The organism is Kitasatospora sp. NPDC059327, assembly GCF_042752535.1.
GTDB lineage: Bacteria > Actinomycetota > Actinomycetes > Streptomycetales > Streptomycetaceae > Kitasatospora.
The window spans coordinates 22506-29563 of the sequence record NZ_JBHYYB010000106.1; the positions used below are offsets into that span (position 1 = coordinate 22506).

The following is a 7058-nucleotide window of genomic DNA, read 5'->3' on the forward strand; positions in this document are numbered from 1 at the left end:
GGTGCCGTCCCGGACCCGACCCGGGCGAGCGGTGAACGACTTCCCGCCCGCCGACGCGGCCGACACCTCCAGCACCCGCATCCCCCGACCCGCCCCCGCCCCGGCACCCCTGCCCATAACCTTCACCGCCTTCCACGACCTGCACGCCCAGCGCTACACCGACTACGCCTTCGCCCACCTCGGCGACCCCGCCGTCGTGCGCGACCTCGTCGACGACGTCTTCGTCGCCCTCGCCGACCGCTGGCACCGCGTCCTCGCCCAACCCAGCCCCGCCGCCTACGCCTGGGCCCTGCTGCGCCGGGTCGTGGAGGCCGAATGCCTGCGCCGGGCCGAGCATCTCGTGCTCATCGAGGAAGCCGCTTTCGCCTACGTTCTCATCGAACGCGCCAAGCGTCTCCTTGAACAGGTCGACGAGTGCATGGTCGAGGACCTCGGCATCGGCATCAGTGTCGCCCGCGCCATCCAGGAACTCCCCGGTCGCCAGCACGACGTCGTCGTCCTGCGCTTCCTCGTCGGCTTCACCCCCACCCATATCGCCGAAGTCATGGGAATCGAGGAGGGCACCGTCCGCTCCCTCGTTTCCCAGGCCAGAACCCGCCTCAAGACCCGCCTCGCACCGCGCCGCACGCTCGTGCGCGGTCGCACGCACGACGAGGAGTGATCCCCATGGACCCGCTCGACATCCTGCTGGCCGGAGGCGGCATCCGCGCCGCCGGCCCCACCCCCCTCTACGACCTCACCGCCGACCGCCGACGCATCGCCGAGAAACTCGCCACCCGCCGCGCCGAGCGCCGCGCCCAGGAGACGGACGGCCCCGCCGGCAGCGGCGCCGCGCACGAGGGATGGTGGCGCACCGTTCCCGCGCCGCAACCGCCCAGGGCGGCCGTCCGGCACGGAGGGGACGGTCCGCCGCCCTTCTGGGGCCCCGGCGGACCGGCGGGGGAGTCCTCGCCCGCCGACGCCCAGGACCTGACCCACCACGACCACGCCGACCGCTACCTGCGCGCCCTCGCCGGCGTGATCATCGGCGAGGAAGGCGCCGCCGACGCCCTGAAGCGCCTGCACGACGGCACCGTGGAACCGCACGGCGCCCTGGTCTTCGCCTGCCTCCTCCACCTCGTGGGCCACTACCAGGAGGCCCAGTTCTGGTGGCAGTTCGCCGGCGGCGCCGAGAACGCCGCCGCGTGCCTGTGCCTCTACCTCCACCACGTCCGCCTGGGCGAGATGAAGGCCGCCGAGCACTGGTTCGCCCAGGCCACCCGCCCGGAGAAACTCCCGCCCGGACGCCCCGCGACGGCGGCGCTCCTGCCACCGGTCCCCGGCTACTACCTCGCCTGCCTGCCCCTGGTCAGCGACCACCTCACCGCCCTGGGCGCCGCACCCCACCCACTGGACCCCGCCCTGCGCGAAACACTCGACGACCTCGCCATCGTCCGCGACGCGGAGTACGGACCGATCAGCCTGCCCAGCGACGACCTCGCCGGCCAGCTCCACGACCTCGCCACCACCAGCTGACCACCCCCGCCCCCGGCCCCGACCGGCACCCCACGAACAGGGCGGACCAACTCCCGGACACCGGGCCGCCCGGCACAACGGAGAAGACGATGACCACCCCGGACCACCACCAGGACACACCCCTGGCCACCGGCACGAACCACCGGCGACCCACCACAACGACCGGCGCCGGCAACAGGAGACACCGGTCGGCGGGCAAGGCCGTCACCACCGTCGGCATCGTCGTCGGACTGCTCAACCTCGGATTCACCCTCTGGGACAGGATCGGCTCCCTCCAGCAGACCTGGCCGCACGAGCACCCGGCCACGAGGACCCGCCCGGCCCGCTGCCGCGCCCCGGCCCTGTTCCCGGACCCCACTCCGGAACAGGGCCGGGGCGCGATCCCCGCGCGGCCATGCAGCGACCCGGTTGTCCGCGGGGGAGGGACTTGGTCGGCGCGTCAGTGGAGCGGGCGGCGCCGGGGGCCGTGCAGGACGTTCCGCTCCTGGGCACCCAGGGCCGTGTCCGCCGGGTCGAGGGGAAGTGCCCCGGGCGCGCGGTAGGTGCCGGGATGGGTGTGGGCGAGGTGCGCGGGGGTGAGGCCGGGCCAGAGCTGGGCGGCCGCCGGGCCGTTCGCGGTCGGCAGGCCCGCGTACACCTCGACCAGCTGCTCCACGCCCGGCCCCTCGTCGCGCAGCCGGAGGCCGAGGGGACCCGCGAGTAGCAGTCTCCGCCACCCCTTGCTCCACTGACCAGAACGAGGCGAAGTGCTGGCGGTTGCCCGCCACCACCCGACCCGTAGCTGGTGGGGCGATCCGAAGGCGTCTGTGAGGCTGTTGGTGCGGAGGGGTGGGAGGGTGCAGGGCGTCACCATGTCCGAACGCCGTGACCGCCGCAGTCCTCACGCCCGCGCCCGAGCTCTCGGAGTGCCCGTCGGGCAGGCCGGTCGCCGGACTTCCCTCCGCCGATCCGGGCCGGCGGTCGTGAAGCCCCGTGTGGCCGCGTACCACGGTGCCGGACCGGAACGAGGCTCCGGCGATCGTCCGGGCGATGCCTCCGGTACCGGCGGTGTGTTGCACATCCGCTCCGCAGCCTCCCAACTTCTGCGCGGCCGCCATCGCCATCTGGCACGAGCCCGTTGGTGGAGTTGGTGAAGACGGTCACGGGCTTGCCGGCATCGCGAGGGTCCTGGATGTTCTTCGGCGCGTCCTCGATGTAGACATCGGCGAGCTGACCTCGCCTTTCTCCTTCACGAAGCACAGGTCCCGGTAGGGGACGGCGTGATGCTCCAGCCAGTGGACGGTCTGCAGGACTGCTGCCGGTGTGTGTGCATGAGGTAGAGCCGGTGCGTGATGATCATGATCCGGACCTTCTCGTGGCTCAGCCGCCGAAGTGCTTGAGGCGTCCCTTGATCGGGTCCATGTCCTCGAAGAGGCCTCGTTGTTCATGGCGAACCGGTGCAAGCGCTCGTACCGGTCGTCGTCCGGTTCCAACCCCCGCTCGGGCAGCCCGAAGGTGACCTCGGTGGTGAGCTCGTCGAGGTTGATGTCACGCCACTCGGCGGTCACCCTCCGCATGTAGCCGTAGAAGTCGGCCACGACACCATCGAGATCGACACCGAAGACGAAGTCACTACCGGCCATCGCTGATTCCCTTCTTGGGGCGCGAAGTCCTCACTCTCGTCGTCCTCCGGTCACGACGGAAGGGCAGCTCAAGGCGTCGTCCAGCCGGCCGATTGCCCTGCAGGGGAACGGCCGTGCCGGTGGCTGGTCGGGCCTTGCGCTGCTGTCGTATGCGCGGGGGAGGATGAGGCCAAGCGCACTGCTCTGCCAGGAGCGTTGCCAGGATGGATCAAGCGCGATTGGCGGCCGAACATGGAGCAGCTTGAGACCGGTGAGCGTGGGGTGTGCCAGCACGGTCCCGTGGCGCTGATCAACCTGTACGAGCGGTTGCGCGAGTACGAGTGCCAGGACTGCCAGGCCGTTCTCACCTGCTCATGCGACCGGGAGATCGCAGTTCATGTGCTTCCGCACCAGGCCATGCGGAGCGTGGACGCGCAGCGCTTCGAGGTCCGTGTCACCGATCCGTTGGTAGACGGTATCTGCCACGAGTGTCGGGGCCAGACACCTCCGCCCGCGCCGAGAAAACCGCACCGCGGGGCGGCCAGCCTGATCCACCGCTACTACTGGCGGGAGATCTACAAGGAGACCAACCGCCGGTTCATCCAGTGGTTGCGCGAGCAGGGAATGCCCCTGCACGACCCTGACGGCCAGTCAACAGTGATGACGCTCGCGCGGGAGCACGCCGATCAGTACACGGCACTTGAGCGGATCGTCATTGAGGGGATCAAGGAGCGGCACGCGAGCAACCCCAGGTATGACTTCGCCAGGCCCTCGGACGCGGATGTGCTCGCCGCATGTGGCGCGCCAGTCGAGGACTACCCCGCGTGCTACCTCACACCGACCATCGGTCATGTGGAGGTCCTGCCGGTCGGCACGAACGACGTCACATCGGCAGTGAGCGTCGAGGAGTTCGTGGCCCGACGCCTGCGCAGCACCGGGCGTGAGGTCATGCTCTGCGAAAGCCGGCCCTTCCACGCCCTTTACGCCACCCTGATGTGGCCGTGGGTACAGGACCCGGCGGACTCCCGCAACCGGGCCTCGGGGTTCGGCAGGCGCACACCGGCCGAAGACGGCTCGAGCGACCTCATCTGGACGATGCTGCCCGAAGAATTCGGAAGCCCAGCTCACCCGCTCCGCCGCTCAACCTCCCTGCAAGCGCACCTCGACCAACTTCCGGCCACAACAGACGAACTGCTGTGGTTATTTGACTACTGGACGCCCTGCACAGAGGACCTCAAGCAGTACCTGTGGGCGCACGAGGAAGCCGACGCCGAACGCGCCCGCATACTCATCGAGATCCTGGGACCCGAACAGGTCAAGGCCATCCTGCGCTTCCTCGCCGACGACTACTGGGGCCGCTACCTCGGCTGGCCCGACCTGGTGACATGGCGCAACAGCGCTCACACAAGCACGGACATCCGGTTCGTCGAGGTGAAGTCGAGCAACGACAGGCTCAGCGAAGACCAAAGAGACTGGATGACGAGCAACAGCAGGATCCTGAGGCTCCCCTTCACGATTGCGAAAGTCCACAAGACACAGGTCCTCAACCGGCACTGAACACCGGCATTGAAATGGGCACCAAGCACCAGCGACAGCGAGGCTCTCCCCGTAGCTGAGCGAGGCGGCACAGTCACCGACGGGAGTTGCCGTAGCGATGGAGCGAAGAGGCTGGCTGCGCCGGACTCAGCACTGAAGGCCGGATGTCCTTACTGAGCGGCGACGCCGTTGCATGCCCAGCGGTGGTTTGGCGGATCCTGCAAGGACCAAAGCGTCGGGAGCGGTTGGTGCCGACAGACGTGGGTCGAGTTCCGTGGCCGTGCGCGCCCCGGCAGTCAGCGACTCCGACCGCGCGTCGACGCTACACTCCTCAACCGCTCTGCCTGTGGCTCCGATCAGCCGCGCGGCGGCCGTCGGCGAGCCCTCACCGATCCCGACCCGCCACGCGGCAACGCCTCGCCGCGACGCATCACCGGCCCTGGCCGGCCCAAGCACCCACGCACCAGGATGCGCTGGCCAGCCAGAGCGCTCGTCCTGCAGGTGAGATGGGCACATACTGCTTCGTGCGAGGGGGAGTGGGCTTCCAGAACAATCAGTTGAGAGCACCGGCAGCATGGCATCCTCAAGGCGTGAACCGCCGCACCAAAGGGCGCCTTCCCGCGAAGGCCGTCGCCGACCCACTCGCCCTCCAGTTCGCCGACCTCGCCGCCACGCAGCAGCAGCACTTGCTGCCGTGGATGCTCAAGACCATCCGTGACGCGGCCATCGCTCACCCCCTCACGGCAGGCGAGGTTCTGGACCCGCCCGCAGCGGGCGAGTATTTCGGGCGGGTACGCGAGCACATCGAGGCCCAGATCTCCGCGATGACCCAGTCCTACCCGCCCGTGCAGTGGCTGTGGTACCTGCGGCGCCTGCCCGATCTGTTCGACGGCCGTCTGGCCACCACCGGCCCCTCGGACCGTGCGCTCATGGAACTCATGGCGGCGACCAGTACCAGACCATGCACGCACCTTCCCACCACCGACGGGCAGACCGCCTTCCCCCTCACGGACGGAATCGTCAGGCGCGTCCTGCGACTGAGCGCGATGACCATTGCTCTCAGCGACGTCCACTCCAGCCTGCGGCGGACAGGCAAAGGCATCTCCTTCCGCGCCGCCGCCGGCGCACTGCCCAAGGACATTCCCGACCCGGCAGTCCGGCAGCCATCGACCTCTACGACCGCCGCGTCGCTGAGGGAGAGGACGCATTGATGCATGGGGGCACCCGCATCCTGTCGCCAGACCTGCGCGCCGGGGGCCCGGCACCGCTGGTCGTCTTGAACGAGTTGGGCGAGTGGTGTGACCTCCCGGCCTTCCGCGGCTCTCTCAAGGACAACGCGTGGCTGACTGTGAGGGGCCGGTTCGTGCCGCAGATCCTGTCAATCGCCGCCCTGGGCGAGGTCCTCGCCGTCGCCAAGCCCGGCAGCACCCAGTGGTGGCAGCCCGCCTTCCCCTCCGTGGTGGTGCTGCAGCAGGCGCTGTACTGGTACCTGCGGGAGTACACCAGCGTCGGCGGGCTGAGCACCATCCGCTACGGCTACCTCACCCTGTCCCGCCAGATCCTGCAGGAGGTCATCGACAGGGCGCTCCCGGCCCTGAGACCTGACCTCGAGCGATGGTTCCCCGCCTCCGCGCCGGCCGACGCCTCCCAGGTCCTGGCCGCCCTCGAATCCCTCCCGGTCACGCTGTGGCCGAACGAACCAGGACCAGTGCTCCACGAAGCCGGTGACAACGTCCTGATCGACGTGGCCGCAGCCAGCCGCCACCTCCTGCGCATGTGCACGGTCACCGCTGCAGGCGGAGCGCTTCCCAACGCCCGCGCCGACCGATTCGAGGCCGACGTGCGCACCCTCCTCGACACCTCACCCTGGAAGCCCGGCCCAGCACTCACCCACGGCATGAAACCCAAGCCGGATGCCAACGGCCCGGTCACCGACCTTGACGCCGTCGGAGAATACGAAGGCACCCTGCTCATCGTCTCTTGCAAGAGCGTCCCCTACAGCGCCCGCTACGACGCCGGCGACTTCCGCTCCGTGAACAACGTCATCAGGACAGTCGACGCCGCGATCACGAAATGGGACTCCGTCGTCCAGACCTTCACCGACACACCCATCGGCCGCAACTACGACCTCAGCCGCTTCCAACGCGTCATCGGCATCGTCTGCCTCCCGCACATCCCCTACACCCCGCTCGGACCGGCCACAGAACCCGTTCTGACCGCCCCCGGAGGCTCGACCCTGCGCAAGGTCTGCAGCTACACGGAGCTGCGCCGCTGGCTCCAAGACCACAACTAGTGTCCTGCACCTGAAATATCAGCTCTAAGTATGTAGGCTGTTTTCATGTCGTCTCGGGGTCCTCGTGCTGTCGAAGTCGTGCTGTCCGTCGCGGAGCGTGCGGAGTTGTCGCG

Annotated in this window: 7 protein-coding genes; 5 read left to right on the forward strand and 2 right to left on the reverse strand. The window is 69.1% G+C overall.

What is annotated here, in order from left to right; translation table 11 throughout:
- Window positions 1–31 precede the first annotated feature (31 nt).
- Entirely contained in the window at window positions 32–661 is a 630-nt protein-coding gene (locus ACFXHB_RS37575; RefSeq protein ID WP_380580346.1) for an RNA polymerase sigma factor, read from the forward strand.
- 5 nt (window positions 662–666) lie between these two features.
- The gene (locus tag ACFXHB_RS37580) at window positions 667–1515 is read left to right on the forward strand and encodes a hypothetical protein (protein WP_380580349.1); all 849 of its coding nucleotides are present in this window, start codon (window positions 667–669) and stop codon (window positions 1513–1515) included.
- A gap of 439 nt (window positions 1516–1954) precedes the next feature.
- Here the strand turns inward: ACFXHB_RS37580 and ACFXHB_RS37585 are convergent, their stop codons facing one another.
- Window positions 1955–2170 carry a hypothetical protein gene (locus ACFXHB_RS37585; protein WP_380580351.1) on the reverse strand — a complete coding sequence of 72 codons (216 nt, stop codon included), beginning with the start codon at window positions 2168–2170 and terminating at the stop codon, window positions 1955–1957.
- A gap of 484 nt (window positions 2171–2654) precedes the next feature.
- Window positions 2655–3137, reverse strand: a complete 483-nt coding sequence (locus ACFXHB_RS37590) for a hypothetical protein (RefSeq protein WP_380580353.1) — start codon at window positions 3135–3137, stop codon at window positions 2655–2657.
- A gap of 231 nt (window positions 3138–3368) precedes the next feature.
- Here ACFXHB_RS37590 and ACFXHB_RS37595 point away from each other — a divergent pair, with 231 nt between their 5' ends.
- The 3 genes from ACFXHB_RS37595 to ACFXHB_RS37605 all read left to right on the forward strand — a co-directional run bounded on the left by ACFXHB_RS37595 (window position 3369) and on the right by ACFXHB_RS37605 (window position 6945).
- Entirely contained in the window at window positions 3369–4673 is a 1305-nt protein-coding gene (locus ACFXHB_RS37595; protein ID WP_380580355.1) for a VRR-NUC domain-containing protein, read from the forward strand.
- 569 nt (window positions 4674–5242) lie between these two features.
- Entirely contained in the window at window positions 5243–5863 is a 621-nt protein-coding gene (locus tag ACFXHB_RS37600; protein ID WP_380580357.1) for a hypothetical protein, read from the forward strand.
- Window positions 5864–6015: 152 nt separating this feature from the next.
- Window positions 6016–6945 carry a hypothetical protein gene (locus ACFXHB_RS37605; protein ID WP_380580359.1) on the forward strand — a complete coding sequence of 310 codons (930 nt, stop codon included), beginning with the start codon at window positions 6016–6018 and terminating at the stop codon, window positions 6943–6945.
- Window positions 6946–7058: the final 113 nt, after the last annotated feature.

Bases quoted from the DNA above. Each gene is read 5' to 3' on its own strand.
- ACFXHB_RS37580 (WP_380580349.1), top strand. From the start codon at position 667: ATGGACCCGCTCGACATCCTGCTGGCCGGAGGCGGCATCCGCGCCGCC.
- ACFXHB_RS37590 (WP_380580353.1), bottom strand. From the start codon at position 3,137: ATGGCCGGTAGTGACTTCGTCTTCGGTGTCGATCTCGATGGTGTCGTG.
- ACFXHB_RS37595 (WP_380580355.1), top strand. From the start codon at position 3,369: ATGGAGCAGCTTGAGACCGGTGAGCGTGGGGTGTGCCAGCACGGTCCC.